This is a genomic window from Noviherbaspirillum aerium (assembly GCF_008929045.1).
In the GTDB taxonomy this organism is placed as follows: Bacteria; Pseudomonadota; Gammaproteobacteria; order Burkholderiales; family Burkholderiaceae_D; genus Noviherbaspirillum; species Noviherbaspirillum aerium.
In genome coordinates this window covers 53,102-77,931 of the sequence record NZ_VFAH01000019.1, presented here as the reverse complement: position 1 = coordinate 77,931, position 24,830 = coordinate 53,102, and the positions used below count along the sequence as shown (strand labels likewise).

The following is a 24,830-nucleotide window of genomic DNA, read 5'->3' as shown; positions in this document are numbered from 1 at the left end:
CCGGAATTGTCTATTTGCCCAGAATGGCTTGCCGGTAGCGGGAGGGCGACACGCCGCTCATCCTGCGGAAGCGGTGGCTGAAGTGACTGAGGTCGGCATAGCCGCAGGCGTCGGCCACCTGCTGCAATGACAAGCCGGCTTTCCGGAGCAAGGCCTGCGCCTGATCGTGACGGCGGGCGGCGATCCACGCATAGGGCGGCATGCCGAAGGAAATGCGGAACATGCGCGCCAGATGAAATTCCGACATGCAGGCCAGTTCGGCCAGCATGCCCAGGGTAATGGTCTGGTCGAGATGGGTTTCGATATAGTCGGCCAGCCGCCGCCGCATCACCGGTGCCAGCCCTCCCTTGAGCCGGGGAGCCCGGCGCAGCACGCCCTGCGATTGCAGCAGCCGGCTAAGGAGTTCATGCGAAGTTTCGTTGACCCGCAGCAGTTCATCGATGCCCTGCCAGGGCATCTGCTCCAGCGCCTGGCACAGACGGGCTATCTGCGCATGTTCGAAATAGGTGCGGTCGGCCAGTGTCAGTTCGCGCGGTTCGCGATCGAGTTCGATGACGGCGCGCCGGGTGAAATGCTCGGGCAGGAAGTAGACATGCAGGAAACGCAATTCATCACGCACCACCCAGCGCGACTCATGCTCGTCCGGCAATGCGCACAGGCGTCCGGGGCTGCCGAACAGCCCGGGCAGTTCATTGCGTTCGGTGCGGTAGCCGCCGCCGAGATAGCAGGACAAGGTGTGATGGCCGGGCCGGATGTAGGCCGTCTCTTCTTCCGTGGTCTGCCTGTGCCAGATCGCGATGGCCATCTCGTCGCCCAGCCAGGCGAAGCGCTCCAGCTCGGCATTGGTGCCGCGCAGGGTATTGAACACCGCATGCGTGATGCCGCTGGGGTGAGGGGGCAGAGGTGGCGATGGAGTCTGCATGGCAATCGGCCGGAAAGGTGCTGCCTACTGTATCACTTTCCACCGGTTGCGGCGTCAGCACCCGGCGCCAGGTACGGGCCGGCACCTGAAAAGCGCAAGATTGGACAAGATCGGCCCTAGGCGCCGCCGCGGCATACAAGGCCGCAATTCCAGACAAGTCGCCAGGCTGCATTCGGGGCATCCTGCATGCTCGATCACATGGAATTTCCGCGATGAATGCCTTTCTCTATCTGCTCACCGTCCTGATCTGGGGCTCGACCTGGATCGCCATCAAATGGCAGCTCGGGGTGGTGCCCGCGCCGGTATCGATTGCCTACCGTTTCTGGATTGCCGCGGCGGTGCTGCTGCTGATCCTGGTGGCGATGCGCAAGCCGGTGCGTCCGCCGCGCCAAGCCTGGCGATATCTTGTCGCGCAGGGCATCGCGCTGTTCTGCTGCAACTTCCTCTGCTTCTACTATGCCAGCCAGTGGGTGCCCAGCGGCCTGGTCGCGGTGGTGTTCTCGACGGCGCCCTTGTGGAATTCGATCAACGGCCGCCTTTTCCTCGGGCGGGCGATACAGCCGCAGGTCATCTTCGGCGCACTGCTTGGGCTGGCGGGCATCGTCATGCTGTTCCTGCCCCAGATGAGCGGCCACTGGACCGATGGCGAGATGCTGCGCGGGCTGGGCCTGGCCTTTCTCGGCACGCTGTTCTTCTCGACCGGCAACCTGCTGTCGAGCCGCATGCAGTCGCTCGGCCTGACGCCATGGCTGACCAATACCTGGGCCATGTTCTTCGGCGCCGCCGTCCTGACCCTGATCGGCGTTGTGCTTGGACTGCCGTTTGCGCTGGATTCGAGTCCGCGCTATCTGGGGTCGCTGCTGTATCTGGCGATTCCGGGGTCGGTGATCGGGTTTACCGCTTATCTGCTGCTGGTCGGGCGGCTGGGGCCGGAACGGGCGGCTTACTGCACGGTGCTGTTTCCGGTGGTGGCGTTGAGTATTTCCACGGTGTTCGAGGGGTATTCATGGAGTTTGCTGGCGTTTGCGGGGCTGGCTTGCGTGCTGGGGGGGAATTTGCTGGCGTTCATGCCGATGCGCCGGGCGGTGAAGCCGGTAGCTGCGTGAAATGGCGGTTGTGCGGGCTCTCGTGCCAGCACAACGGCTTTCGTCCGGGAATATCTTGAACCTTGTGTTCTTCGTGGCGACTTGCCGGGACTGGCCCCGGCGGGCCACCTACTTCTTTGTGTCGACAAAGAAGTAGGCAAGAAAACGACCCCGATGCCGTCGCCCCTGCGGGGTTCCCAAAAAAACATGAGGCGAAGCGGGAAGCGCGGAAACTCGCCTGCGGCTCAGACAGTCCGCGCTTCTTTTTCCGCTTCACCTCATGTTCTTTTGGCGGCGGCAAAGGGGGATTTCAACAGCCTCTTTGCGCTGGCGTGGCCAGTTTGGCTTGGCTTTCTGATTGGTTCTCTCTTTCATAGGCGTAGCTTCGCAAACCAGGTTGCGCCACGTAGCCTGACTGGCCTGCAATCAGCCGTTGGGTGCGAAACGGCGGCAGGGATGAGGGCGATGGCTGGATCGTCTCAATACGACGCCCGATACCGATAACCCTTGTAATTCAGGACCATGCCGGTCGGCGTCATTCTCTCAAGGGTCAGCCCCGGCGCGATTTCATCGCCCTCGCGCAGCAGGCGCTTGTTGATCACCACCGAGCGGTCGGCCTTGTTGCCGGAATAGATATAGCCGCCGACGCTGTACTGCGGTACTTCCTGCTGGATCTGTGGCGGCAGGTCGCGCAGCGTGCCGACCTGCGGCTCGGGCGCGGGCTTGGGTTTTTCCACCGGTACCGGTGCGGGGACCGCCGGCGCGGCGGCAAGCGCTTCCTCCTGCTGCGGCTTCTTGTTCGCCCTGGCAGCTTCCGGCGCCTTTTTCTCCGCCGGCTTGCGTTCCGCCGGCCTTGGTTTTTCGACGCGCTGTTCGGGCGCCTTGGCAGGAGCTTGGGCCAGCGGCGGCGCTGAGGCGGCTGGCGGTGCCGATGAAGGCGCCGGCGCAGCGGGGGGAGGAGATGCGGGCGCCTGCGCGACCGGCGCTGAAGGAGCGGCAGGTACTGCGGGCACTACAGGCACTGCAGGGGGCGGCTGTGTCGCTGCGGCCGCAGGCGCTTGCGCAGCCTGTGTTTCCTGCGCGGGCGGCTGCGGTGCCGATGACGGCGCTCCGCCGATCCAGATCAGGCCGCCGGCCACCACGGCCGCTGCGGACAGGACCGCCCACAGCCAGGGCCGCTGCCATACCGGCTGGCGCTGCGCATGCACATGGAAGGAGGGCGGAATCGGTCCGCTTGCGTGCTGGCCGCCGCGCCGTTCGGCTTCCGCTTTTTTCAATGCGTCGAGAATATAGGACATGACTTACTTTCCTGCGTTCGCGCGCTCGCGGCCCGCAAGCGGGCTGACGCCCAGGCGCGGCTCGTCGATGCCGGCTGCGCGGTTGATATGGATGGCGGTGACCGGACCGACGATGCCGTCGACATGCAGGCCGTGCGCCTGCTGGAACTGGCTGACCTGCCTGGCCATGCGCTGGCTGAAGGCCTCGCCGGCGGGCGGCGCGTCGACCCCGTTGATTCTTGCCAGGCGCTGCGCCAGCCAGTCCACGGCCGGGCCGCGGTCGCCCGGCTTGACCGGACCGTCGAAACCCGGCGGAATGCGCCACAGGGTCACGAACTCGCCATGGAAATAACGGCCGAGCACCGACAGTTCAACCCGCTGGCTGATATCGCCCACCGCCAGGGTGGCATCCGAATCGCGCAGGTCGGTCAGCAGCACGTAGTAGCTGCGCTTGCGCTGGTCTTCGAGCTTGATCGCCACCGGCCTGTCGATGCTGCGGATCTCGCCGAAGCCGCGCGTGCTCCAGTAGCAGCGCATGCCTGCCTGGACGGCGCCGTCGCAGGGCGCGGCCTGCGACGGCAGGTTCGGGGAGAAATAGGCCGCCAGCTGGCGGATGGCCGCATTTTCATCGAGCGCCGTTCCCAGCGGACTGCCATCGTGTTCGGCGAGCAGGCGCGGCGGCACGCCCAGCCCGGTGGACGCCTGTATCCGGGAGGCTTCCCCCGCAGCGGTCACGGCAGCCTTTGCCTGCTGCGCCACGGCTTCGTCCGGCACATTCGCCGGCTTCGCTCCGGTTGCCTGCTGCGCGGCGCGCGGCGGCTGCGTCTCCTTTGGCAGGTTCCCGGAGGTGTCCTTCTGCACAGGAGCCGGCGTCTCCCGGGCCGCCAGGCCGCTGATGCGTGCCCATCCATTCTCGGCGGCCTGGCGCAGCGCGCCGGCATTGGCCGTGATCATGGCCACGCCGAGAATGATGACGCCGGCCATCGCGCCCAGCAGCGGATAGTGCCAGGCCTGAATGGCCGAGGCGTCCGGGCGGCGCTGGTTGATGAACAGTTCCGCGCCGGCCGCCGCGATGATGTCGCGGTCCACCGCCGGCATGCCTTTCGCATACGCGCCCAGCATCGCCCGGTCGCACAGCAGGTTGATGCGGCGCGGCACCCCGCCGGTCATCCGGTGGATCTGGCGGATCAGGGAGTGGCGGAAAGGCGAGGGCGAGGCCAGCCCGGCCGTCGCCAGCCGGTGCTGGATGTAGCTGGCGGTTTCTTCTTCCGACAGCGCCGTCAGGTGGTAATGCGCGATCACGCGCTGGGCCAGCTGTTCGAGTTCCGGCTTGGCGAGCATGGCCCGCAGCTCCGGCTGGCCGATCAGGATGATCTGCAGCAGCTTGCGTTCGCTGGTTTCGAGGTTGGTCAGCAGGCGCAGCTGTTCCAGCACCTCGGCCGACAGGTTCTGCGCCTCGTCGATGACGAGGACATTGTTGCGGCCCTCCGCATGCGATGCCAGCAGGTAGCCGTTGAGCGCATCGATGTAATCCTTGACGCTGTGGCGCTCGCCGTCGGCGATCGGAATATGGAATTCCTCGCAGATCGACTGCAGCAGTTCGGACACGCTCAGCTTGGGATTGAAGATGTAGGCGACGTTGCAGTTCGCCGGCACCTGTTCGAGAAAGCAGCGGCATATCGTGGTCTTGCCGGTGCCGATGTCGCCGGTCAGCAGCACCAGCCCGCCGCCGCTGTCGATGCCGTACAGCAGATGCGCCAGCGCCTCGCGATGGCGCTCGCTCATGAAGAGATAGCGCGGATCGGGGGAGATGGAGAAGGGGGCCTGCTTCAGCCTGAAGAATTCGGTGTACATGGCGATCGAAAATTGAGCCCGACAGGATAGCATGCATGCGGCGGTGCAATTTGCGGGCTCACAATGCCGCTTCGTTCCGTCCGGAAAGTTTGTCCGGCCGGGAAATTGCCGGGCTGCGCGGCCGCTGCGCCGCGTTCAGCGCAGGGCTGCCGTTCCCGTCGGGCCGCCGACCGGGTTGACCGCGCCGGAGCGCAGCGCAAGCTGGCCGCGGATTTCTCCGGAGGTGAAGGCCGCGCTCGCCGCGCTGAGGTAGAACTGGCCGGCGCGCAGTGCCGCCAGTTCGCCAACGCTCAAGCTGGCCCGTCCGGTCCAGACGCCGCTGCCGGGCGCCGTTTCAAGCAGGGAAAACAGGATCGGGCCGGTCGATCCGGGCGCGCCCTGGTGAAGGGTGACCGCGGTGGCTGTCATGCCCGCCAGGGTAACGCTTGCCGTCATCTGGCGCGTCGCCGGATCCACGCCAACGCTGCCGCTGCCCTGCGCACTGGTGATGCGCGGCGGCACCTGTTCCGCTCCGCTCATGGCGGCGGCATAGGTTTCGGTCTGCGGCTGGGCTGGCGGCTGGGTCGATGGGGAGGAGTTCAGGCTGCCGGAGCCGGTGCCGCTGTCGCCGCCTCCGCCGCCGCAGGCGGCGAGCATCAGCAGAGTGGAAATGGCAAGAATGCGATGGCGGCACGGCATGGTGTCTCCCGGGGAAAGGATGCGGTGTGCTTCTGCCGATCCAGGCAGATTTGTCTTTCGATTGTGCGCCGATCCCGTGCCGGTTCCGCGACGCAGCGCAAGGAATCAGGCTGCCGACCTGATCTCCGCGGCCGCCTGCCCGGCAGCCTTCCTGTCGAGCAGCAACTGCTTCATGGCTTCCAGCGCGACCGACTGGTGCCCGCGCCGCCACACCAGGCAGGTGCGCGCCCGCGCCACCTTCGCCGGCAATTCAAACACCGAGACTTCATTGTCGGCGCGCACCACGCCCAGCACCGAGCGGGGCACGATGGCAATGCCCGAGCCGGCCGCGACGCAGGCGACGATGGCGTGATATGACGCCAGTTCCAGCACCCGTCCCGGCATCACCGACGACATGCTCAGCCATTCCTCGAGAATGCGCCGGTAGGAGCAGCCGCTGGAAAAGGCGATCAGCGTGCGCTTCTGCGCATCCCTGGCCGACTCGATGCGCGGCGCATGCCGGGGCGCGATCAGCACCAGTTCCTCGCTGAAGGCTTCGATCATCTCCAGTTCTGCCGCCTGAAAGGGTTCGGCGACGAAGGCCGCTTCCACTTCGAAGCGGTGCACCCGCTCGACCAGCGCGCCGGAGGTGCCGGTCGCCAGTTCGATCTGCACGTCCGGATAGCTGCGGTGGTACTGCGCCAGCAGCGGCGGCAGGCGCGCGGCGGCGGTGCTTTCCATGGTGCCGATGCGCAAGGTGCCGCGCGGCATGCCGCTGCGCAGGGCATTTTCCGCTTCCGAGGACAGGCGCAGCAACTGTTCCGCATACGCCAGCAGCACCTTGCCCTCGGCCGACAGCACCAGCTTGCCGGCCTGGCGCTGGAAGAGCTGCACGCCGAGCCGCTCTTCCAGGTTCTTGATGCGCGTGGTGATGTTGGATTGCACCCGGTTCAGCTGCGCCGCCGCGCGCGTGATCCCGCCGCAGTCGACCACCGCCTTGAAAATATGCAGCGACTCCAGATCGATGTTTCTCATTTTGAGAACCTCCTATCTTTATTATTCATTTTTCAGAATGGGTTGGTCAAGCTAGACTTGAGCCATGAATCCCCATTCCTCTCCCGCATCCGTTCCCGGCAGCCGGACCTCGTCCGCCGCGACCGGCCTCCTGTCCGCCCTGGCCGGTCTGGCCGCGCTGGCCGTAGCCATGGGCATCGGCCGCTTCGCCTTCACGCCGGTGTTGCCGATGATGCTGCAGGATGCCAGCCTCAGCCTCGCTGCCGGCAGCTGGCTGGCCTCCGCCAACTATGTCGGCTACCTGCTCGGCGCGCTCAGCGCGATGCGCATCCGTTTGCGGCCGGAAACGGCGATCCGGGGCGGCTTGCTGGTGATCGGCATTTCCACGCTGGCCATGGCCGCGCATCTGCCTCTCGCCGTCTGGGCGGCATTGCGGCTGCTGGCCGGCATCGCCAGCGCCTGGGTGCTGATCTCGGTGTCCGCCTGGTGCATGGAAAACCTGAGCCGCTACCAGCGGCCGTTCCTCAACAGCGTGGTATTCGCCGGCGTCGGCACCGGCATTGCCGCGGCCGGCCTGCTCTGCCTGGGCCTGATGCGGGCGCAGGCCGCTTCGCCCACCGCATGGCTGTGCCTGGGCGTGCTGTCGGTCGGCGTCACGCTGCTCATCTGGCGCGTCTTCCATGCTCAACCGCAGGAGGTTTCGCAGACAATGCAGGCGGCGCCATCGGCTGCCGCAGCCGGAACGGCAGGCGACGGCTTCCGCTGGAATGCGCGGGCGGTGCGGCTGGTGGCCTGCTACGGCATCTTCGGATTCGGCTACATCATCCCGGCCACTTTCATTCCCGTCATGGCGAAGCAGGCCCTGCAGGGCTCGGACGCGTTCGGCTGGTCGTGGCCGGTGTTCGGACTGGCGGCGGCGCTGTCGACGCTTGGCGTTGCCGCGCTGGTCAGCCGCATGGGCAACCGCCGACTGTGGATGGCCTGCCACTTCATCATGGCGGCCGGCATCCTGGCGCCGGTGCTGTGGACCGGCCTGCCGGCCATCTTCGCCGCGGCGCTGTGCGTGGGCGGCACCTTCATGGTGATCACGCTGGCCGCGCTGCAGGAAGCCAAGCGCAGCGCCGGGCGCAATGCGACCGTGCTGCTGGCGGCAATGACGTCCGCTTTTGCCGCCGGGCAGATCGTCGGCCCGCTGACCGTCGGCGCGGGCAGCTTCTCCGGCGGCCTGATCGTGGCCGCCGTGCTGCTGGCCGCGAGCGGCGCGGCGCTTGCCATGGAGCGCGATGCGCCGTGACGGGTGCCGTCCGCATGAACCAGACAGACATACCAACTCACCGAGGGAAACACCATGACGACTGCCAAGCCAATCAACCTCCAGGATTGCATGCCGGGACCGGAACGCATGCCGGCGCTGCCGATGGAACAGATGGACGCGGCCCAGCGGGCGGCGGCCGAAGCGCTGATCGCCGGCCCGCGCGGCGCGGTGTTCGGGCCGTTCATCCCGCTCATGCGCAGCCCCGAACTGCTGAACCGGCTGCAGAAGGTCGGCGAATACCTGCGCTTCGACAGCGTGCTCGACAAGCGCATCAGCGAATTCGTGATGCTGATCGTGTCGCGCCAGTGGACCCAGCAGTTCGAATGGTGCATGCATTATCCGCTGGCGCTGAAGGCCGGCGTGCGCCAGGAGGCGCTCGATGCGCTGGCGCAGGGACGCCGGCCCACCGCCATGGCCGCGGACGAGGAAGCAGCCTATGACCTGTGCGACGAGCTGGCGCGCAATCATGGCGTCTCGGATGCCACCTATGCGCGCGCGGTCGAAACCTTCGGCGAACGCGGCGTGGTCGATCTGCTCGGCCTGGCCGGCTACTTCACCACGGTATCGATGCTGATGAATGTCGCCCGCACGCCGCCGCTGGCCGATGCTAGCGCTGCGCCGCTGGCGCCGTTCCCGCTGTAGATGCTGTAGATGTCTTCTCTATCCACCATGCCGCCGCCGACAGCGCCAGGTAGCTCAGCAGCAGCTGCTGTGCCACGCTGGCCGCTTCGGGCGGCTGGTGCAGCAGGCTGACCACCTGCAGCGCGCTCATCACGCCGCCGAGCGCCAGGTATTTTTTGCGTGCCGCGCCGGCAACCGGCAGGCAGAACGCCATGGCCAGCCAAAGCAGCGCCAGCTCCAGCACCAACGCGAAGATCCGGTAATTCCACCAGCCCAGCCCCACCTTCATGCTGTCGAACCAGAGCGGCAGGTCGGGCACATGCACCAGCAGGTCCAGCGTCCAGTGCGACGACACCGTCACGCCGACGACAACCGCGGTGCGCAGCCGGGCGGCACTGCCCGGCGTGGCGAGCCAGCACAGCAGCGCGGCGCCCAGCGACCAGGCCAGCGCGGAAGACAGGCTGTGGGTATAGGGCATGTAGTACAGGTCCAGGTCATTGGACGCGGTGAAGCCCGGCACGATGCGCAGCTTCTCGACGCCCGCCAGCACCAAGGCACCCCAGACAATGTCGATGATCTGGCAGGCGATGAACAGCAGCGGCAGGGGCAGGGCGGGAGCGATGCGCTTGGCGGCGAAGGCGGCGGAGTAATGACCGATGAACATGGCGGGCGATGGTTGGTGGTCCGGGATGGCGGCAAGGCTTGTGTTGTCCCCGATGCGGCGCCATGTCGGCAATGAGGGCATGAAGGGCGCCCCGGGAAAACCTTGCGAATATTGCACAGAAACGCCGCGAAGTGAATACCGGCCTGCGTTTTTGCATCGGCTTGGCGCCGGGATGCGCCGCTATTTCAGCTTGTCCGCCGCGTGCGTACCGTTTGCGGTTCTGCGCTGCCGGTGGCCGAGGACTCGGGATTGATCTTTCCGTCCACCCATTCGGCGGAATCGAGCAGCACCTTTACGGTCCAGGGAAAGCGGTGCATGACCCGCAGCGCCGACGTGGCGCTCTTTATAGCCGCTCCCACCGTAGTGCCATCGGCAAACCGGGTCTCTCGTATCTGCTTCGCAATGCCGGACAGGACGCCCCCGTTTGCGGATGACGGCATCTCTGCATCGAGCCCGGGTGGCAACTCAATCTGGCTCTTCCATTCACGGACCTGCGCCAGCAATTTGGTGACGTTGCGGTGCGTGGCATGCCGCTGCGTCTCCAGCAAGGAGGAGTGGGGCCCGGCCGGTGTATCCGCCGCCTGCGCCGATGAACCGATTCCCAGCGACTCGGCGATCCGGGTCAGCATGGCCTGCCATCGTCCTACCGCTTCCCGTGTCGGCTCGGCTTCCCGCTCGACAAGCTTCTGCAGGCGGATAAGCTTCTTTTCGCATTTTTCAAGAGTGTCATAGGCATGCTTGAGCTCGTCATGGCGATGGCGGTAGACGGTACGCCGCGCCTGCAGCTCTTTCGGCGAGACCGCGCCCCAACGGTCGCGCTGCCAGATCCCGGCCGGCTTTTCTCCCGCCTTCATTTTGATGGAGGGACGGTTCGCCTTGAGTTCGGCAAGCTTTTCACTCAGCTTTACACGCCTGTCGTCGCTGAGGCGGCGCGCCGTACGTGAATACTTGCGGTGATGACGCTGCAGCAGGCGGAGCTGGGCTTGGGGGTCAGGCCCCGTCCGGCTCAGTTCGGACTCCAGTGCGTAGCAGGCCCGTTCGTAGTGGTGGCTTCCCAAATACCAGTCCAGGTGCGGCTTGAAAAATTCAGGAAGCCGGTATATCCCGGCACCTTCGACGGGCTCGCGATCCTTGATGGCTTGGGCTATCGCGTAGGCCGCAATGCGGTCCCGGAATTCCGCCAGGTGTTGCAAGTCCGATTTGTTGGCCGCGGCTTCCACGAGGAATCCGGAAGGCGTCTCGAGGTCCAGCATCAGGTATTCCCGATTCAGTGCCGCAAACCGCTCCGACAGCTTCCTGATTTGCTCGGCATCGTTCCCCGGAAGCCGCCGGTTCCACGACTCGCGGGCGTGCTCATAGTCTGCCGTCGACACCAGGCGGTGAAACGCGTAATCGTAGGGCGATGGAAGTTTCGGCAGAGGCAGGTTCGGCATGCCCAGGGCCGACAGTTTTTCATGTATCACTTCAAGCTCCAGGCGGGTATCCCTCAGCTTTTCGAGCGTCAACTGCTCATTGACCTCCAGCGCCAGCCTGTTTCTGAGCTTGAGATAGCGCGCCTCTTTCATCGCCTTGGACGGGGATGCCAGATCCACCGCTTTGGCGAGCAGCTGTGTTTGCATCGAGTGCTTCGCAGCGCCGTTGAGCACCTGGCCGGATTTGATCTGCATGTGGGCGCTGGCGGCTCCCCAATTCTCGGCCCCTGGAAAGTTCTTCTTGCGACTTTCATCGATGTCTTTCAGAGCCGGCTTGATCTGTTCGGAAATGGCTGCGGCGGCTTCCCTGGTCCGTTCTTCGAGGGAAGGCCGGGTTCCGAAAAATGAAGGGAGCTTCAGTGCCATGATCTGGAAAATTGGTGGAAGTGCTATGTGTGGTTCTGAAACTCCGGGCGGTTCCGGCCAGGAAGCCGGGAAGTCTCATATCAATTGCGAATTGCACCGCGGTGTTTGAACGCGGCTATATTTGTGGCATATTGCTGTATGGCAAGCCGTTTCACGAAGGATGGCTTGTTGCCAAGGCGCCAATCAAGGCGCACTCAATGGAAAGAGGACGGGGACATGTTATTTTTAAAGAGCACTGCCGCGCCGGTGGCGCCGGGCGTCTATGTGGTTGATGTCGCCGCCAAGCCGCCTGGCAAGACTTTCATGATCTATACCGCACTCGATGCAAGCCATCCTCCCGCCGAATTCATCCAGGCGGTCGAGGGTCTCGGCTTCAAGCAGGTGCTGTCCAAGCCCTATACCCACCACGACGGTAAAAAGATCGTCGACATGCATTTCCAGAAGGCGGGCACGGATATCTTCGAGGGCTGGACCGCGGCGGAGAAGGAGTCCAATCTCGCCCAGCTGACCGAGGCGCTGGGCAAGTTCAATATCGAGTTCACGCCGCGCGTCATGTCGCTTGCCGAGGCGTTTCGCTGAGTCCGGATTGACGAGATTGCCGGCATTGCCCGGCAACGCCGTCATGCCACCGAACTGTTCAGGGCTTCATGCACCAGGCCGTCGATTTCGCCGGTGATATCCGACAGTACGCCCGCCACCACCGAAAACTCCTTGCCGGCCTGCCCCGCGCGCGCCGCCACGATCTGCGCATTGAAGGACACCATGCGCGCCTGCCGCGCGATGGATTCGATGTCGCTCATGATGCCGTGCAGCTGCCTGCGCACCTGCGAGGCATGCTTCTTTGATAATTCCTCGTAGACCTGCGTCAGCCGGTTCAGTACCGACAGCAGCGGCGTGGCTTCGCCGACCAGCTGTTCCAGCAGCGCGGGCGCCTGGCGCGCGCCCGCGCCGATGGCATCGAGACAGCGTCCCGCCAGGTCAATGAAGCCGCGAATCTGGCGGTCGCCCTGCGCGCTGCCGAAGTAAGCCGCCTGCAGTTCGGGGCAGAACACGCCCGGAATCTGTTCATTGCCATTGACCAGCGCCAGATGGGCATCGGTAAACAGCTTGAGCGCATCGCGCGAAGTGCCGATGGCGTTCTCGTGGCCGAGCGATGCCAGCACCGCATACAGGACCAGCCGCTGGGAAGTGAAGCGGCGCCGGCCGGACAGGTTGATCATCGAGGCGAACAGTTCGCCGGACAGTTTGACTTTGGCGGAAGGAGCCGTCGGCAGTGACGGCTTGGCGAGACTGGTCTGGGTCATGGCTGCTCCATTGCAACGTAAGTTTCTTTGTGGAAAGCAGATTCCGTACCATCCATCCTGGCCTGATTTCGCACCTGTCGGCATCTCGTCCTGCACCGCGGCGGGGCGGCATGATCCCGGCGCCTGCACCGGTGCGGCGCGTGGCGGCTTCACCCGTGTCGGAAGATTATGCTAGGCTAGCGCTCCCGCCGCATCGGTGCGACCGATCGACCGATGCGGCGGGAGCGCTGTTTGACCGCTTTCTCCTATCCGCGGGAAAGCCGGTGCCGGCCCGCATTGTCGCGGCAGCACCTTCCACGGCACGCCGGGACATTACCAATTCCCGTGCGCACCGCAAACGCTGGCGAAAACGTTTGCACACCCATTCCAACGTTGCCTTCCCGGCCTGCCGCCACCAGCGCAGTCAGGGAATGCCGCACCACGGCGCCAATATGCCGTGAATACGCCGTAAATACGCCGTAAAGACAGGACGCACGGGCAAGACGCATGACAGGGCACGGCCGCAGCCGTCCCCGGATCGCCGGCCCGGCGTCGCCGCGCATGCCCCGCTGGGAGAGGCATGCGCCGATCACTCATCCATTGCGAAGAAAAGAAAAGAATAGATATGCTGGAACAACAAGCACTTGAGTACCATGCCGCCGGACAGCGGGGCAAGATCGCCATCCAGGTCACCAAGCCGGTCGCCAGCCAGGCGGACCTGTCGCTGGCCTACTCTCCGGGCGTGGCAGCGCCGTGCGTGGAAATCAACAAGGACCCGGCCAAGGCCTACGAATACACCGCCAAGGGCAACCTGGTCGGCGTGATCACCAACGGCACCGCGGTGCTCGGCCTCGGCGACATCGGCGCGCTGGCCGGCAAGCCGGTCATGGAAGGCAAGGCGGTGCTGTTCAAGAAGTTTGCCGGCATCGATTCCTTCGACATCGAGATCGACGAGACCGACCCGGAGAAGCTGGTCGAGATCATCGCCGCGCTGCATCCCACCTTCGGCGGCATCAACCTGGAAGACATCAAGGCGCCCGAATGTTTCTACGTCGAGAAGACGCTGCGCGAGCGGCTGGACATTCCGGTCTTCCATGACGACCAGCACGGCACGGCCATCGTGGTCGGCACCGGCTTCCTCAATGCGATGCACTTGACCGGGCGCGACATCTCGCTGGCGAGGGTCGTCTGTTCCGGCGCCGGCGCGGCGGCGATCGCCTGCCTGGAGATGCTGGTCGATCTCGGCGTCAGGCGCGAGAACGTCTATGTCTGCGACAGCCGCGGCGTGCTCACCACCGACCGCGAGCTCACCGAAGAAAAGCGCGCCTGGGCGCAGAAGACCGATGCCAAGACGCTCTCCGATGTCATCGGCATGGCCGATGTTTTCCTGGGCCTGTCCGGCCCCGGCCTGCTCAAGCAGGAAGACGTGAAGAAAATGGCGGCCAGGCCCATCGTGTTCGCGCTTGCCAACCCCGAGCCGGAACTGCGGCCCGAGCTGATCCGCGAAGTCGCGCCGGATGCAATCATCGCCACCGGCCGTTCGGACTATCCGAACCAGATCAACAATGCGCTGTGCTTCCCCTACCTGTTCCGCGCCGCGCTGGACACGGGAGCCAAGACCATCAACCAGGACATGAAGCGCGCCTGCGTTGTCGCGCTGGCGGAAATGGCGCGCAGCGATGACCAGTTCGGACGCCAGTACATCGTGCCGACGCTGCTCGACAAGCGCCTGCTGACGGGCGTGACGCCGCGCATCGCGGAAGCGGCGCAGGCCAGCGGCGTGGCGCGCAAGACGCTGGATGCCGGGGTCTACCGCGCGCAGCTGGAGGCGCTGGCGAAGACTCTGCTTTGAGCTGATGTTGCTGTTGCTGGTCTTGGCGACGCCCCTCATCCCCGGCCCTTCTCCCGCCTGCGGGAGAAGGGAGTTTGCGCATATCGCCTGCAGTGTTTGAGAGTGTTTGAGAGCCCCTCTCCCGCAGGCGGGAGAGGGGTTGGGGTTGGGGTGAGGGCGGTGGTGGCAGCGAAAAGGTTATTGGAGCCCCAGCCATCGTCATTTCGACAGACGCTCTTAAGGGCTGAATGACCCTGCGTCACAAGGCAGGCTCCGCAACATCCGCCGCCTCACCTTCCCAAGTTCTCCTTGTGGAACTTCAAGTGATCTTCCATGAAGCTCGCAATGAAGTAATACCCATGGTCATATCCCTCATGGCGCCGTAACGTCAGCGGCTGCCCTGCCTGCCTGCATGCCTGCTCGAACTCCGCCGGCAGCAATTGCTCATCCAGGAATTTGTCCCCCAGGCCCTGGTCGATCAGGATGCCCTTGGGGAAGGGTGTGGTGCGGCGCTTCATCAGTTCGCTGGCATCATGCTCCTTCCATGCCTCGCGATCGTCGCCGAGATAGTTGCCGAAGGCTTTCTGTCCCCAGGGACACTGGACGGGCGCGGCGATCGGAGCGAAGGCCGATACCGAACAGTATTTATCCGGATGGCGCAGCGCCAGGGTCAGCGCGCCATGGCCGCCCATCGAATGGCCGAAGATGCCCATGCAGCGTTCCTCGACATTGAATTCATTGATGACGAGGTTGCGCAGCTCCTCCGTGACATAGGTCTCCATCCTGAAATGTCTGCTCCAGGGTTCCTGTGTCGCGTCGAGATAGAATCCGGCGCCGTGGCCGAAGTCCCAGTCCTTGTCGGCGCCTTCGATGCCGGTGTTGCGCGGGCTGGTGTCGCAGGTGACGAGCATGATGCCGTGCTCGGCGGCATGGCGCTGGGCGCCGGCCTTGATCATGAAGGTCTCTTCGGTGCAGGTCAGGCCGGCGAGGTAGAACAGGACGGGGACCATTTCCTTGCGTTCCACGGGAGGGTGGAAGACGGAGAAACGCATCGGCAGGCCGATGGTTTCGGAGTCGTGGCGGTAGTAGGACTGGATGCCGTTGAAGCAGCGGTGTTCGGAGAGGATTTCTAGCATGTCGGCACCTTGGGCATGAGTGAAGGTTGCTGAAGGGGGTGTTTTTCGGCTTTTCTTCGGTGAAGCCAAACGTCTGGTTCTTCGTTGATGCTTGCCGGGGGCGGCCCGGCAGCCGCTCACTTTCTTTGCTCCGCCAAAGAAAGTAAGCAAAGAAAGGCGGCCGCAGGCAAGCAGCCCTTCGGGTTCCCGAAGAAGCACGGGTAGAAGCGGGAAGTGAAACAAACTCGCCCTGCGGGCTCAGACAGGTTTCACTTCTTATCCGCTTCTACCCGCGCTTTTTCGGCTGCTTGCAAGCGGTCTACTGCCACAGCCTTTAGTGGCTGCGGCAGGAGGTCTTGCTGGTCTTGCTGGTCTTGCTGGTGTTGCCTGTGTTGCTTCTGTTGTGCTTGCTGCCTTACCGTTTAATACATCACCACCGACCGGATCGACTCGCCGCGCTTCATCAGGTCGAAGCCTTCATTGATCTGGTCGAGGCTGAGCTTGTGGGTGATCAGGTCGTCGATGTTGATCTTGCCTTCCATGTACCAGTCGACGATCTTCGGCACGTCGGTGCGGCCGCGGGCGCCGCCGAAGGCGGAGCCTTTCCATTCGCGGCCGGTGACGAGCTGGAAGGGACGGGTGCTGATCTCGGCGCCGGCTTCTGCCACGCCGATGATGATCGACTTGCCCCAGCCCTTGTGGCAGCACTCCAGCGCCTGGCGCATGACCTTGGTGTTGCCGATGCATTCGAACGAGTAATCGACGCCGCCGTCGGTCAATTGGACGATCGCGTCGACGATGTTTTCATGATCCTTCGGATTGAGGAAGTGGGTCATGCCGAACTTGCGCGCCATCTCTTCGCGCGCCGGGTTGAGATCGATGCCGATGATCTTGTCGGCGCCCACCATCTTCGCCGCCTGGATCACGTTCAGGCCGATGCCGCCAAGGCCGAACACCGCGACAGTGGCGCCGGCTTCCACCTTGGCAGTGAACAGCACCGCGCCGACGCCGGTGGTGACGCCGCAGCCGATGTAGCAGACCTTGTCGAAGGGCGCGTCGGAGCGGATCTTGGCCACCGCGATCTCCGGCACCACGATGTGGTTGGCGAAGGTCGACGTGCCCATGTAGTGGAAGATGGGCTTGCCGCCGATCGAGAAGCGGCTGCTGCCGTCCGGCATCAGGCCCTTGCCCTGCGTGGAACGGATGGCCTGGCAGAGATTGGTCTTGCGCGACAGGCAGAACTTGCACTGGCGGCATTCCGGCGTGTACAGCGGAATGACGTGGTCGCCCTTCTTCAGCGAGCGCACGTCGGGGCCGACGTCAACCACGATGCCCGCGCCTTCATGGCCGAGAATGGCGGGGAAGATTCCTTCCGGATCGGCGCCCGAGAGCGTGTAGTAATCGGTATGGCAGATGCCGGTCGCCTTGACTTCAATCAGCACCTCGCCGGCGCGCGGGCCGTCGAGATCGACTTCTTCCACGGAAAGAGGGGCGCCGGCCTTCCAGGCGATCGCGGCTTTGGTTTTCATTGAGAGGCTCCTGAGCGGTAGATTGATCGTGGGTATTCGATGATCGGGGCGCCGGGAGATTCCATCCCGTTCTCATGCATCGCGCCCGCCATGCGGCCACATTCTACCGGTCCGGATCGAGTCCCGCAGAAAGCCGCCCGGACCCTGCTCCTCGCTCGCCTGGTTCGCCGCTCAGGTATTGCGTATCGTCACCAGCCGCGACAGACCGAACAGGTTCACCTTCTTGACCGACTCGATCTTCCAGTCGTATTTCAGGATCTGCTCGTCGAAACAGAAGCTCGAGCGGAAGCCGATGCGGTTGGCCAGCTTGTGCACCGCGCGTTCCATGAACCACCAGAAGCGGCTGCCGCTGAAGTGGTTGACAATGAGGATGGTGCCGTCCTTGCGGCAGACGCGGCGTATCTCGGCGACCAGCCGCTCGGGATGCGGCGTGACGGAGAGCACATAGGGAATGGCCACGCAGTCGAAGGAATGATCCGGAAAGTCCATCGCCTCGGCATTCATGGCGGCGAGATGGATGCTGCGCTCGGGCATCTTCGCCGCGCGGTCGCGGGCGATGTTGAGCATCTCGTCGGAAATGTCGATACCCACCACCGAGGCCGAGGCGGGGTAGCGGGCCAGGGTCAATCCCGTACCGACTCCGACTTCGAGGATGGAAGCCGGCCGGATGGTGTTCACGGCTTCGGTCAGCGCACGGCGGCCTGGCTCCAGCACTGCGCCGAAGAGACTGTCGTAAAGGGGGGCGTAAAAGCGGTAAGTGCTGACTACGTTATCGACGGAAATCGGATTCATAGGCCTGTGTGAATTGGAAGTTGTCGGGACGGATATTTTATTCTGATCAAAACGATAAGACATTTGGAAGGCAGAAAGTTCATCCTTTCCTTGTTGCGCGCAAAACGGTCCGCTCTCCCAAGCCGGACAGGAATGGTTCCCCGGGGCAAGGTCGATATAACGATCACGGCCGTCACTGCCCCACGTCACGCTCCTGCAGCTTGCGCTTAATATCCTGCAATTCGATCTCGATTGCATTGGTGCTGATCAGGATTTCGTACAGGGAAAATATCAGGGATACCAGCAGCAGCACGATGCTGACGCCGAAAATGAGCTGTCCCGCGCCGATCAGGTCGACAAACACGAACAGCATGGCCAGCGCGCAAAAGATGAAGCTCAGCACTCCCATCGCCTGCATGCGGCGGATCAGCCGGATGCGCAGGCCGAGATTGGATATCTGGCGCACCACCACGTCGGTCAGGTTTTCCTGGTTCTGGCTGTGCAGATGACGGATCAGCTGGGTGAGGACGATGAAGCGGTTGGTGTAGGCGAGCAGCAGGAGGGAAATGGCGGGGAACAGCAGTGCGGGCGTGGTGAGGTTCATTGATGGCCTGGCAGGATGATCAGCGTCGTTTGGATTTGTGGTGCGCATCGTAATACGCCGGATGCTTTTTTTGAACCCAGTTGACGAACTTGCGGATCTCTTCGTTTTCTAGCAGACGTTCGGGCGTGTGGTAATACTGGGCCAGCTCGCGCTCGGTGAAGACCGAATGAATCTTGTTGTGGCAGATGCGATGCATCTTCACCGTCTCGCGGCCGCGAAAGGTGCGCGGCACCAGGTGATGTTCGTTGACCGACGGGCCGTCGATCATTTCACGGCCGCAGAGAGGGCAGGTTTCCATCGCTTATCCATCATCGCTCATGCCGGCTGGCGCTTGACGAAGAAGAGCGTCGCACCGACCGCCATCAGCACGCCGCCGAACAGCTTGTTCTGCCGGCTTACCGAGGCCGCATCGCGCAGGTAGCGCTGCATCGACGAAGCCGCCAGCGCGTAGCCGTGCATCACGGCAAGATCGATGGCGCACATGGTGCAGGCCAGGATGAGCAGTTGCGGCAGCAGGGCGGCATCCTTGGCAATGAACTGCGGCAGCACCGCCACCATGAAGACGATGCCCTTGGGATTGGTGGCGTTGGTCAGAAACCCCAGCAGGAAGCGTTTCGACGCCGGCGGCACGCGGCCGTGCAGCACGCTGACATCGGTGGGCGCATCAGGCCTGGACCGCCATTGGGAAATGCCGAGGTAGATCAGGTAGAGCGCACCGACCGTCTTGACCACATTGAAGGCGGTCTCCGATGCCAGCAGGATGGAGCCGACTCCCGCGCCGGCGATGAACAGCACCAGCAGCAAACCTGCCTGCAGGCCGAGGATGGTGCCGGTCGTTTTCCTGACGCCGTACGACAGGCCATGCGACATGGACAGCACGGCGCCCGATCCGGGAGAAATGGCGATCAGGCATGCGGCGATGAAGAAAGTGATCCAGGTGGAAAAGCTCATGATGGAAATCCTGTAGGCAAGGTCATCATTATGAGGGTTTGATCCCTGGCTTGCAGGCGAGGGCACTCAAGTCTCATCGGCCTGCTCGATCGCTTCGGTGCCGAATCAGCAGGAATTCACTGCGTAGTCATTTCACGATCGCTTGCTAGTTTTCGACCCATTGAAGCCGCTCAAACAGCGCTAAGCCTTCCTTGAAAACCCGGTCGCGGACGACCAAGATGGTCGGGCAGCGAGCAGCCCTATCTTGCGAATGCGTGACGGCGCATGGCGCTCATGAAGCCCGTGCTTCATTGGAAAAGGTTTCCGGCCTCGCGTGCGAAGCGCCGCCGCCGTTGCTGCGGCGAACTTGCCGGCCGTGCCGAGCCCTAGTACGGGCCTGTCGCACGGCCTTTCATTGAAACGTGAAAATGAATGCGTGATGGCCGCAGGACCTGACACGTCCTTGCGATAGCGATACCGATTGCGATTGCGATTGCGCGATCAACGCATTCATGACTTTTAAAGGATATCGACATGACGGATCTTCAAGGCTTCAACAGCGGACTCGCCGGACAGCAGCTGGCGCCGCAAGGCTTTTTCGGCGCATTGCTCGGAGGCCCGGTGGGCGGCCTGGTCGGCAAGGGCATCGGCGGCCTGTTCGGCAATCCCTCGCTGGGTTCACAGATCGGGCAGATTGCGGGCGGCGTCGGCGGAACGCTCCTGCCGTTCGGTGTCGATCCGGCGCAGGCCTACGCGCAGCAACTGCAGCAGGCGCAGCTGGCGCAGCAGCTTGCGCCGCAAGGCTTCTTCGGCAATCTGCTGGGGCAGATCGGCCAGCCATTGGGCAGCGCCATCGGCGGCGCATTCGGCAATCAGCAACTGGGCGGCACCATCGGCGGACTCGCCGGACAGCTGGGCAGGATCCTGCCCTTCAGCGCCGATCCGGTCTCGCAAGCCTATGCGCAGCAGCTTGCGCCGCAGGGCTTCTTCGGTAACCTGCTGGGACAAATTGGTCAGCCATTGGGCAGCGCCATCGGCGGTGCTTTCGGCAATCAGCAACTGGGTGGCACTATCGGCGGACTTGCCGGACAGCTCGGCAGGATCCTTCCTTTCAGTGTCGATCCGTCGCAAGCCTATGCGCAGCAGCTCGCGCCGCAAGGCTTCTTCGGCAACCTGCTGGGGCAGATCGGCCAGCCGCTGGGCAGCGCCATCGGCGGCGCATTCGGCAATCAGCAGCTGGGCGGCACCATTGGCGGACTGGCCGGCCAGCTCGGCAAGATCCTGCCTTTTGGCGCCGACCCCTACGGACAGGCATATGGCCAGGCGGTGAGCGGCATGTCGCCTTACCAGGGCTTCCAGGCGCAGCAAGGCAGCGCCTTCGGCGGACAGGGCGGATTCTCGGCGCAGCCGACCATCCATTGACACACGAGGAATCCACGCATCGCATCCGGCGCAAGCGTGCCGGACCGGTGCGTTTTCAAGGACAGCGAGCATGGGATCGAAATCCAGTGGATACGGCAAGGAGCAGCAGCGGGAGCGCTACATCATCCGGGCGGCCGATCCGGCCAGGCTTTCCGAGTTTGTCGCCAGCGTGTCGGATGATCCGCACATCACCATACTGGATCTGATCGGGCCGGCGGGAATGCAGCACACCGCGGTAGCCACCATGCCGCGCGAAACGGCGCAAGCGCTCGAACAGCAGTTTCGCGCCACCAGGCAACTCATGATCGAGCCCGACCGTCCCCTGTCGCTGTTTTCGGACGGTCCGGCATCTCAAGGAAAACCAATGCCAAAAACAACCGACACCAATCAGCCCGGCGCATCAGGCACGCCGGGCGCTTCCACTTCACCGGGCGCCTCCGGCGTACCGGACAGCGCGCCGGCCAGGCCCGCCGATTCTCCCGCCCGCCATGGCGGGCGGCAGGTCGCCGAACGCAAGGGACAGTTCCTGATCACCGCGCGCCGGCTTCCCGGCCTGATGCCGATGGGCCTGATGCCCCTGCAGTTTTCACAGATCGAACAGACGCTGCGCGCCAGCCCGGACATTGAAGTCGTCGATAACGTCGGCCCGAAGAACATCGTCGGCATGCTCGGCGACGGCATGGGCGACGTGCCGGGCGTGCTGGTGGCGCGCATGACCCACCAGAAGGCCGGCATGCTGCATCAGCAGGCGCAGGGCCGGCTGGTGGTGGAGCATGACCAGGCGCTGGTGCTGCATGACGTGGCCTATCAGCCGCCGGCGCTGGTTGCCGGCACGCTGCCGGCAACCGGTCCGGTACTGTCAGCCGTATTCGTCGTGCTGGGCAAGGACAACGCGCCGGTGCCGGATGCGGAAGTCTATCTGTTCGGCAGCATGCTGCCGACCAGCGGTGTCACCAATGAGCGCGGCGAGGTGACGCTGTCGATGTTCGGGGAGACGCCGCAGACCATCCGCGCCCTGTACGTCAAGCCGAAATCCGACTATTGGACCTTCTACCAGCAGCAGCCCGACATCACGCCGGATGAAGCCAACCTGATCGGCTTGCGGCCATTGTCCGAATGGCCGTCGCTGGCGAATTTTCCGCAGCAGCAGGCAATGGGATGGGGGCAGAGGGCCATGCGGCTCGACCAGCTGCCGGGCAATTACCGCGGGCAGGGCATCAAGATCGCGATCATCGATTCCGGCGCCGCGACGACGCACGAGGATCTGAAGAAGATCCGCTTCGGCGTCGATGTGATCAACAAGAAAACCAATCCCAACGGCTGGACCGACGACACCGTCATGCACGGCTCGCATTGCGCCGGCATCATCGCCGGCGCCGACAATGCCTTCGGCGTGCGCGGCTTCGCGCCCGACGCGGAAATCCATGTCTGCAAGCTCTTTCCCGGCGGCCAGATCAGCCAGTTGATCGATGCCCTCGAATACTGCATCGAGAAGCAGATCGACGTGGTGAACCTGAGCCTGGGCGGCGCGGAACCATCGGAGGCGCTGGAACAGCAGATCGTCCGCGCCAAGAACGCCGGCGTGGCCTGCATCGTCGCCGCCGGCAATTCGGGAGGGCGGGTGCAGTATCCCGGTTCCTCGCCCAATGTGCTGGCGGTATCGGCCATCGGCCGGCTCAATGAATTCCCGCCGGACAGCTATCACAGCCAGGCGGTGACACCGATGGTCGATGCCAGCGGCTATTTCTTCGCCCGCTTCAGCTGCTTCGGTCCCGAGATCGGCGTCTGCGGACCGGGCGTGGCGATCACGTCCTCGGTGCCAGCCAACAATTTCGCGGCATGGGACGGTACGTCGATGGCGACGCCGCACATCACCGGGCTGGCGGCGCTGGTGCTGGCGCATCATCCCGACTTCCAGGCGGCCTACAAGCTGCGCGGCCCGGAACGGGTGGAGCGGCTGTTCCAGATCATCAAGGCCAGCGCGCGGCCCGTCAATCTGGGCGATACCAGCCGCACCGGCTTCGGCCTGCCGGATGTGCTGACCGCGGTCGGCCTGCAGGCGGGAGCTGGTGCAGGCGCAGGGGCGGGCATCGGGGCGAGCGTTGGGGGTGTTGGCGGCGTCGGCACGCAGGCGGCCACCACCCCGCTCGGCATGGCACCGCAGCAGCAAGGCGGCTTCTTCCCTCTGGGCGCGGTGTATGCGGACTCCGCCCGGCTGGCGCAGCTGGCGCAACTTTCCCAGCTGGCGCAGATGTCACGGCCCGCCGCCGCGGCCTGGGCGCAGCAGGGCCAGGGCGGCGGACTGGGAGTGATGTCTTCCGATCCGTACGGGCTGTATTTCGGACGGCAGGGAATGGGCGTCGGCGCAGGCTCCATGATGCCGTTCCAGATGTCGCCGGGCGGGATGATGGTGCAGGGATGGTAGCTTGTAACGCGGGATGAGTTCCGGCGAGGCGCCCTGCACCGGCAGGGCGCTACTTCGCGCGCGGATGCTGCAGCCGGGCGTCCGGCGCCGACAGCGTGCCCTTGCGCGATTCGGCGACCGCCTGCGCCACGGCGCGGGCCACGTTGCGCACTTCTTCCTGCACCGCGGCATCCTTGTCCAGGGTGTCGTGGCTTTGCGCATAGGATTCGTAATAGCCGATGTAGCGGTCCAGCCGCGCCTTCATCCCGGCGTCGATCAGGCCCATCCAGTCCAGCCAGTCCGACAGGTTGCGCCGCACGCTCTCGATGCCGGCCACGTCGCCGTGCACCGCCAGGCCGTAGACGCGCCCGGCGAGATGCTTGGGATAGGGCCAGCCTTCGTTTTCCATGGCCTTGGCCTTTTCCGCATTCTTGCCCGAGGTGCTGGTCGGGTCGGGATTGCCGCCGTCGGCGCAGACCAGCCTGTCCATCATCAGCTTGAGCACGCTGGGCGCCTGGTACCAGTAGACCGGCGTGAGAATGATGACGCCGTGGGCGGCCACCCATTTCTCGTAGATCTCGTTCATCCAGTCGTTGGTCTGGCGTGCGCCGTGGTTGGGATAGCAGCTGCAGGGCCAGTGGCACAGCGGCATCGCGGTCGAGGCGCAGCCCTTGCACGGATGGATGTGGCGATCGTAATCCGAAATCAGCAGGCTCAGGTCGAGCACGTCGGCGTCGATGCCTTGCGCTTCGAGCACTTCCCGCGCCACGCCGGTCAGGCGGAAGGTCTTGGAGATTTCTCCCGGGCATGAACCGTCGTTGCGGGCCGATGCACAGATGAGCAGCACCCGCGAACGGGTGGCCGGGTCCTTTTGTTTCGCTTCGGCCAGCAGCAGCCGTTCATGCGCCTGGCGCCATTCGACCGACAGGTCATAGTCGGGATCGGCAAAGCCCGGTCCCGCCTTGGCCGTCACCGGCGCCTTGCGGCTGCCGTGATAGTTTTCCCATGCGATCTGCTCGATTTGGTCGAGCGCCTCCGCCGCTTCATTGAAGCTCGGATCCATGAAGGAATTGCGGAAGCGGACATGGAATTCTTCGCGCGACAGCTTGGCGGGCGCCTGCCCGGTACGAGGCTTGGTCATGGGAATGGGTTGTAAAGTGGGTCGGCGCCATGGCGGCTAAGGCCGCCATGGCGTGGGGAAATCCTGTCGCAGCGGTTCAATGCGTGCGATGCGTGCGTCGTCCCGGCCGATGCGGCTGCCCCCTGCGGGCACTTCGGATGATCTGCACGCGCTGCGCCTCGCCGCCCATCCACAGCCATTGCGGATCGGTGCCGCCGCGATTGAGGCACCATGCATGCCAGCGGTAGGTCGCATAGAAACCGAGCGTGATCGCCACGCCCGCCAGCAGCAGGAAGGCAGTCGTCCATGCCAGCACGGGTACCAGCGGAAGTCCGGGAAGGGTCTTGCTTGCCAGGTAGATGATCGTGGCCGCGAGGGCTGCCGCGAAGGTCAGCACGCGCGCGAAAAATCCGAAGCGGGGCTTGCGGTTCATTCTTGCTCCTTGTTTTCTCCTTGAATGCGGCTTCCGATCCGTTGCCGGCAGCCGCAGCCTTGCAGGCGGTCCAATGTCGGCAACCGTACGCTGCACTGGTTGGAGATATGGCCTGCGGCAATGGTTCATTCGGTTCATTCC

The 24,830-nt window shown here is 64.3% G+C and carries 23 protein-coding genes; 7 read left to right on the top strand and 16 right to left on the bottom strand.

The genetic code is table 11. The features are described from left to right. Positions 1–10: 10 nt before the first annotated feature. The gene (locus FH061_RS22170; RefSeq protein WP_151638019.1) at positions 11–922 is read right to left on the bottom strand and encodes a helix-turn-helix transcriptional regulator; all 912 of its coding nucleotides are present in this window, start codon (positions 920–922) and stop codon (positions 11–13) included. A gap of 212 nt (positions 923–1,134) precedes the next feature. On the opposite strand from FH061_RS22170, the gene FH061_RS22165 reads away from it, so the two are divergent. Then, positions 1,135–2,028, top strand: coding sequence for a DMT family transporter (locus FH061_RS22165; RefSeq protein ID WP_151638018.1), 894 nt, complete (start codon positions 1,135–1,137; stop codon positions 2,026–2,028). A 458-nt stretch (positions 2,029–2,486) separates the two neighbouring features. On the opposite strand, the gene FH061_RS31510 is transcribed toward FH061_RS22165, so the two are convergent. The 4 genes from FH061_RS31510 to FH061_RS22145 form a co-directional block, all read right to left on the bottom strand. Further along, entirely contained in the window at positions 2,487–3,305 is an 819-nt protein-coding gene (locus FH061_RS31510; protein WP_151638017.1) for a general secretion pathway protein GspB, read from the bottom strand. 3 nt (positions 3,306–3,308) lie between these two features. Further along, positions 3,309–5,138, bottom strand: a complete 1,830-nt coding sequence (locus FH061_RS22155) for an ExeA family protein (RefSeq protein ID WP_151638016.1) — start codon at positions 5,136–5,138, stop codon at positions 3,309–3,311. A 135-nt stretch (positions 5,139–5,273) separates the two neighbouring features. Next, entirely contained in the window at positions 5,274–5,816 is a 543-nt protein-coding gene (locus tag FH061_RS22150) for a CHRD domain-containing protein (RefSeq protein WP_151638015.1), read from the bottom strand. Between the two features lie 105 nt (positions 5,817–5,921). Then, positions 5,922–6,830, bottom strand: a complete 909-nt coding sequence (locus FH061_RS22145; RefSeq protein WP_151638014.1) for a LysR family transcriptional regulator — start codon at positions 6,828–6,830, stop codon at positions 5,922–5,924. Between the two features lie 64 nt (positions 6,831–6,894). Between FH061_RS22145 and FH061_RS22140 the strand changes: the two genes are divergently transcribed. Both FH061_RS22140 and FH061_RS22135 read left to right on the top strand, forming a co-directional pair. Beyond that, entirely contained in the window at positions 6,895–8,103 is a 1,209-nt protein-coding gene (locus FH061_RS22140; RefSeq protein ID WP_151638013.1) for a YbfB/YjiJ family MFS transporter, read from the top strand. Positions 8,104–8,157: 54 nt separating this feature from the next. Further along, positions 8,158–8,766: a carboxymuconolactone decarboxylase family protein gene (locus FH061_RS22135; RefSeq protein WP_225984807.1), complete on the top strand. Its 609-nt coding sequence runs from the start codon at positions 8,158–8,160 to the stop codon at positions 8,764–8,766. Here the strand turns inward: FH061_RS22135 and FH061_RS22130 are convergent. Together FH061_RS22130 and FH061_RS22125 are read right to left on the bottom strand one after the other, a co-directional pair. Further along, positions 8,732–9,490 (bottom strand): hypothetical protein, encoded by a 759-nt coding sequence (locus tag FH061_RS22130; protein WP_151638012.1) that lies wholly within the window; start codon positions 9,488–9,490, stop codon positions 8,732–8,734. The genes FH061_RS22135 and FH061_RS22130 overlap by 35 nt on opposite strands. Before the next feature lie 104 nt (positions 9,491–9,594). Then, positions 9,595–11,247 (bottom strand): hypothetical protein, encoded by a 1,653-nt coding sequence (locus FH061_RS22125; RefSeq protein WP_151638011.1) that lies wholly within the window; start codon positions 11,245–11,247, stop codon positions 9,595–9,597. Positions 11,248–11,463: 216 nt separating this feature from the next. Here FH061_RS22125 and FH061_RS22120 point away from each other — a divergent pair, with 216 nt between their 5' ends. Continuing rightward, positions 11,464–11,826, top strand: coding sequence for a hypothetical protein (locus FH061_RS22120; protein WP_151638010.1), 363 nt, complete (start codon positions 11,464–11,466; stop codon positions 11,824–11,826). A gap of 41 nt (positions 11,827–11,867) precedes the next feature. On the opposite strand, the gene FH061_RS22115 is transcribed toward FH061_RS22120, so the two are convergent. After that, entirely contained in the window at positions 11,868–12,551 is a 684-nt protein-coding gene (locus FH061_RS22115; RefSeq protein ID WP_151638009.1) for a methyl-accepting chemotaxis protein, read from the bottom strand. Between the two features lie 604 nt (positions 12,552–13,155). Here FH061_RS22115 and FH061_RS22110 point away from each other — a divergent pair. Continuing rightward, on the top strand, positions 13,156–14,382 hold the full coding sequence (locus FH061_RS22110) for a malic enzyme-like NAD(P)-binding protein (protein ID WP_318841042.1): 1,227 nt from the start codon (positions 13,156–13,158) through the stop codon (positions 14,380–14,382). Between the two features lie 269 nt (positions 14,383–14,651). Here the strand turns inward: FH061_RS22110 and fghA are convergent, their stop codons facing one another. From fghA to FH061_RS22080, 6 genes are all read right to left on the bottom strand, one after another. Then, the gene (gene fghA / locus FH061_RS22105) at positions 14,652–15,497 is read right to left on the bottom strand and encodes an S-formylglutathione hydrolase (RefSeq protein WP_151638008.1); all 846 of its coding nucleotides are present in this window, start codon (positions 15,495–15,497) and stop codon (positions 14,652–14,654) included. A 401-nt stretch (positions 15,498–15,898) separates the two neighbouring features. After that, positions 15,899–17,005, bottom strand: a complete 1,107-nt coding sequence (locus FH061_RS22100; protein ID WP_151638007.1) for an S-(hydroxymethyl)glutathione dehydrogenase/class III alcohol dehydrogenase — start codon at positions 17,003–17,005, stop codon at positions 15,899–15,901. 171 nt (positions 17,006–17,176) lie between these two features. Continuing rightward, on the bottom strand, positions 17,177–17,797 hold the full coding sequence (locus tag FH061_RS22095; RefSeq protein WP_192805197.1) for a class I SAM-dependent methyltransferase: 621 nt from the start codon (positions 17,795–17,797) through the stop codon (positions 17,177–17,179). A 172-nt stretch (positions 17,798–17,969) separates the two neighbouring features. Beyond that, the gene (locus FH061_RS22090) at positions 17,970–18,380 is read right to left on the bottom strand and encodes a DUF2721 domain-containing protein (protein WP_151638005.1); all 411 of its coding nucleotides are present in this window, start codon (positions 18,378–18,380) and stop codon (positions 17,970–17,972) included. A gap of 19 nt (positions 18,381–18,399) precedes the next feature. After that, on the bottom strand, positions 18,400–18,678 hold the full coding sequence (locus tag FH061_RS22085; RefSeq protein ID WP_151638004.1) for a hypothetical protein: 279 nt from the start codon (positions 18,676–18,678) through the stop codon (positions 18,400–18,402). A gap of 17 nt (positions 18,679–18,695) precedes the next feature. After that, positions 18,696–19,331 (bottom strand): LysE family transporter, encoded by a 636-nt coding sequence (locus FH061_RS22080; protein ID WP_151638003.1) that lies wholly within the window; start codon positions 19,329–19,331, stop codon positions 18,696–18,698. 513 nt (positions 19,332–19,844) lie between these two features. On the opposite strand from FH061_RS22080, the gene FH061_RS22075 reads away from it, so the two are divergent. Together FH061_RS22075 and FH061_RS22070 are read left to right on the top strand one after the other, a co-directional pair. Next, entirely contained in the window at positions 19,845–20,732 is an 888-nt protein-coding gene (locus FH061_RS22075) for a hypothetical protein (RefSeq protein ID WP_225984806.1), read from the top strand. 70 nt (positions 20,733–20,802) lie between these two features. Next, positions 20,803–23,157 carry a S8 family serine peptidase gene (locus FH061_RS22070; protein ID WP_225984805.1) on the top strand — a complete coding sequence of 785 codons (2,355 nt, stop codon included), beginning with the start codon at positions 20,803–20,805 and terminating at the stop codon, positions 23,155–23,157. A gap of 49 nt (positions 23,158–23,206) precedes the next feature. Here FH061_RS22070 and FH061_RS22065 read toward each other — a convergent pair whose 3' ends face one another. Both FH061_RS22065 and FH061_RS22060 read right to left on the bottom strand, forming a co-directional pair. Continuing rightward, a complete protein-coding gene (locus FH061_RS22065; protein WP_151638002.1) occupies positions 23,207–24,277 on the bottom strand; it encodes a flavodoxin family protein in 1,071 nt (356 codons plus the stop codon). Positions 24,278–24,353: 76 nt separating this feature from the next. After that, entirely contained in the window at positions 24,354–24,689 is a 336-nt protein-coding gene (locus tag FH061_RS22060) for a hypothetical protein (RefSeq protein WP_151638001.1), read from the bottom strand. Positions 24,690–24,830: the final 141 nt, after the last annotated feature.

Coding starts and splice junctions, on each gene's coding strand:
- FH061_RS22170 (WP_151638019.1), bottom strand. CDS start 922: ATGCAGACTCCATCGCCACCTCTGCCCCCTCACCCCAGCGGCATCACG.
- FH061_RS22165 (WP_151638018.1), top strand. CDS start 1,135: ATGAATGCCTTTCTCTATCTGCTCACCGTCCTGATCTGGGGCTCGACC.
- FH061_RS31510 (WP_151638017.1), bottom strand. CDS start 3,305: ATGTCCTATATTCTCGACGCATTGAAAAAAGCGGAAGCCGAACGGCGC.
- FH061_RS22155 (WP_151638016.1), bottom strand. CDS start 5,138: ATGTACACCGAATTCTTCAGGCTGAAGCAGGCCCCCTTCTCCATCTCC.
- FH061_RS22150 (WP_151638015.1), bottom strand. CDS start 5,816: ATGCCGTGCCGCCATCGCATTCTTGCCATTTCCACTCTGCTGATGCTC.
- FH061_RS22145 (WP_151638014.1), bottom strand. CDS start 6,830: ATGAGAAACATCGATCTGGAGTCGCTGCATATTTTCAAGGCGGTGGTC.
- FH061_RS22140 (WP_151638013.1), top strand. CDS start 6,895: ATGAATCCCCATTCCTCTCCCGCATCCGTTCCCGGCAGCCGGACCTCG.
- FH061_RS22135 (WP_225984807.1), top strand. CDS start 8,158: ATGACGACTGCCAAGCCAATCAACCTCCAGGATTGCATGCCGGGACCG.
- FH061_RS22130 (WP_151638012.1), bottom strand. CDS start 9,490: ATGCCCTCATTGCCGACATGGCGCCGCATCGGGGACAACACAAGCCTT.
- FH061_RS22125 (WP_151638011.1), bottom strand. CDS start 11,247: ATGGCACTGAAGCTCCCTTCATTTTTCGGAACCCGGCCTTCCCTCGAA.
- FH061_RS22120 (WP_151638010.1), top strand. CDS start 11,464: ATGTTATTTTTAAAGAGCACTGCCGCGCCGGTGGCGCCGGGCGTCTAT.
- FH061_RS22115 (WP_151638009.1), bottom strand. CDS start 12,551: ATGACCCAGACCAGTCTCGCCAAGCCGTCACTGCCGACGGCTCCTTCC.
- FH061_RS22110 (WP_318841042.1), top strand. CDS start 13,156: ATGCTGGAACAACAAGCACTTGAGTACCATGCCGCCGGACAGCGGGGC.
- fghA (WP_151638008.1), bottom strand. CDS start 15,497: ATGCTAGAAATCCTCTCCGAACACCGCTGCTTCAACGGCATCCAGTCC.
- FH061_RS22100 (WP_151638007.1), bottom strand. CDS start 17,005: ATGAAAACCAAAGCCGCGATCGCCTGGAAGGCCGGCGCCCCTCTTTCC.
- FH061_RS22095 (WP_192805197.1), bottom strand. CDS start 17,797: ATGAATCCGATTTCCGTCGATAACGTAGTCAGCACTTACCGCTTTTAC.
- FH061_RS22090 (WP_151638005.1), bottom strand. CDS start 18,380: ATGAACCTCACCACGCCCGCACTGCTGTTCCCCGCCATTTCCCTCCTG.
- FH061_RS22085 (WP_151638004.1), bottom strand. CDS start 18,678: ATGGAAACCTGCCCTCTCTGCGGCCGTGAAATGATCGACGGCCCGTCG.
- FH061_RS22080 (WP_151638003.1), bottom strand. CDS start 19,331: ATGAGCTTTTCCACCTGGATCACTTTCTTCATCGCCGCATGCCTGATC.
- FH061_RS22075 (WP_225984806.1), top strand. CDS start 19,845: ATGACGGATCTTCAAGGCTTCAACAGCGGACTCGCCGGACAGCAGCTG.
- FH061_RS22070 (WP_225984805.1), top strand. CDS start 20,803: ATGGGATCGAAATCCAGTGGATACGGCAAGGAGCAGCAGCGGGAGCGC.
- FH061_RS22065 (WP_151638002.1), bottom strand. CDS start 24,277: ATGACCAAGCCTCGTACCGGGCAGGCGCCCGCCAAGCTGTCGCGCGAA.
- FH061_RS22060 (WP_151638001.1), bottom strand. CDS start 24,689: ATGAACCGCAAGCCCCGCTTCGGATTTTTCGCGCGCGTGCTGACCTTC.